Source organism: Mesorhizobium sp. M2A.F.Ca.ET.067.02.1.1 (assembly GCF_004023285.1).
GTDB lineage: Bacteria > Pseudomonadota > Alphaproteobacteria > Rhizobiales > Rhizobiaceae > Mesorhizobium.
Map to the genome: position 1 here is coordinate 1 of NZ_RZSB01000905.1, position 2,160 is coordinate 2,160.

The window sequence follows — 2,160 nt, forward strand, 5'->3', positions numbered from 1 at the left end:
TCACCGCGATGGCCCTGTCCGTCGTCGAGACCGGCGCGCCGCTGATCGTGTTCGACGCTTCGGGCAAGCCGCCGGTCGCGGGCGCCGTGACCCTGGCCTTCAAACCCGCCTCCGGACTGGCGGCGATCTTCGCCATGCTGCCCGTGGCGCAACGCCTGATGATCGCCTTCGCCGATTCCCGCGTCGAGAATGCCGGAACGCCGGTGCGCACCACCAAGATCACCAGGAGCGAATGATGCGGCCGCTCGCGGTGATCGGCAACGTCAATGTCGACCTGATCGTCGGCCCGGTCGCGCCCTGGCCGAAGGCCGGCACCGAGACCGTCGTCGACCATGACGACCTGCGCGTCGGCGGCCAGGCCGGCAACACCGCGCTTGCCTGGCAGGCGCTGGGCATCGACTTCGAGATCGCCGCCAATCTCGGCGACGACCAGTTCGGCCGCTGGCTGCGCGAGGCGTTCGGGCACCGCGCGCAGAAATGGCCGGTTCGTCCTGAAGGCACGACATTGTCGGTCGGCATGACCCATCCTGATGGCGAGCGCACCTTCTTCACCACGCGCGGCCACCTGCCTCGGTTCAGCCTGGACGATGTGCTTTCGGTGCTCGACGGCAACCGGCTCGCCGGCGGCTATGCGCTGCTCAGCGGCTCCTTTCTCACCGACGACCTTACGCGCGACTATGGCGCGCTCTTCGACTGGGCCGAAGCGCACCGCATCGCCGTCGCGCTCGACACGGGATGGCCGATCGACGGCTGGACCGAGGCGAACTGCGCGGCGGCGCGCGGCTGGCTGTCGCGCTGCGAACTGGCGCTCTTCAACGAGGTCGAGACGACGACATTGGCCGGCCTCGCAAGTCCCGTAGCGGCCGCGCGCAAGATCCGCAACGGCATGAAGGACGGGGCGATCGTCGTGGTCAAACGCGGACCGGGCGGCGCGATCGCCATCGGCGCCGATGGTGGTCTCATCGAAGTGCCGGCACCGCGCGTCGCTGTCGTCGACACGATCGGCGCCGGCGACGTCTTCAACGCCGCCTTCCTGGCCGCCCTGGCACAGGAACGCTCCCTTGAAAAGTGCCTGTCCGCCGCCATCCGCGTGGCCTCGCGCGCCATCTCAACCTTGCCCCGCGACTATGGCGGGCCGACCCAATTCGAGGATGCCGTCCATGAGCGCGCTTGAGATCCGCGACGTCCGCAAGAACTACGGCAGCGTCGAGACGCTGAAAGGCATCGACATCGCGCTCGAAAATGGTGAGTTCCTGGTGCTGCTCGGCTCCTCGGGTTGCGGCAAATCCACCTTGCTCAACATCATCGCCGGTCTCGCCGAAGCAACCAGCGGCGACGTGCTGATCGGCGGCCGTTCAGTGCTTGGCGTGCATCCCAAGAACCGCGACATCGCCATGGTGTTCCAATCCTACGCGCTCTATCCGAACCTCACCGTCAGCCGCAACATCGGCTTCGGCCTGGAGATGCGCAAGGTTCCCGCCACCGAGCGCGACAAGGCCGTGCGCGAGACCGCGAGACTCCTGCAGATCGAGACCCTGCTCGACCGCAAGCCTGGCCAATTGTCCGGCGGCCAGCGCCAGCGCGTCGCCATCGGCAGGGCGCTGGTGCGCAAGCCGCAGGTCTTCCTGTTCGACGAGCCGCTCTCCAATCTGGACGCCAAGCTCCGCCTGGAAATGCGCACGGAACTGAAGCGCCTGCATGAGATGCTCAGGACCACGGTCGTCTACGTCACCCATGACCAGATCGAGGCGATGACGCTAGCGACGCGGATCGCCGTCATGCGCGACGGCCGCATCGAACAGTTGGGCACCCCGGAAGAGATCTACAACCAGCCGGCAACGCTCTATGTGGCCGGTTTCGTCGGCGCGCCGGCGATGAACATGCTGGAAGCCACCGTCGAGGGCGGCAAGCTCGCCATCACCGGCACGGATGCGCGTCTGGCGCTGCCGGCACGCTTCACAGGCGCAGCCGGTGACGGGGCCCAGGTCATTGTCGGCGTCAGGCCGGAAGCGCTCCGCCTCGGGCCCGGCAGCGGCACGGACCTGTCGTTGCCGGTCGAGATCGAGGTCGTCGAATTGACAGGCCCCGAACAGGTCACCACCGCCCGGATCGGCGCACAAAGGCTGACGGCAACCCTGCCGCCGCAGGCCCGCGTTGCAA

General features: G+C 67.7%; 2 protein-coding genes and 1 pseudogene. All 3 read left to right on the forward strand.

Annotated features, from left to right (window positions below):
* Window positions 1–236 (forward strand): annotated as a pseudogene (locus EOA28_RS33495) (aminotransferase); the annotation flags it as partial.
* Window positions 236–1,174: a PfkB family carbohydrate kinase gene (locus EOA28_RS33500; protein ID WP_127251388.1), complete on the forward strand. Its 939-nt coding sequence runs from the start codon at window positions 236–238 to the stop codon at window positions 1,172–1,174. The pseudogene EOA28_RS33495 and the gene EOA28_RS33500, both read left to right, overlap by 1 nt.
* The coding region (gene ugpC, locus EOA28_RS33505) for a sn-glycerol-3-phosphate ABC transporter ATP-binding protein UgpC (RefSeq protein ID WP_128315729.1) at window positions 1,161–2,160 on the forward strand (1,000 nt) is incomplete at its 3' end. The genes EOA28_RS33500 and ugpC, both read left to right, overlap by 14 nt.

Bases quoted from the DNA above. Each gene is read 5' to 3' on its own strand.
- EOA28_RS33500 (WP_127251388.1), top strand. From the start codon at position 236: ATGCGGCCGCTCGCGGTGATCGGCAACGTCAATGTCGACCTGATCGTC.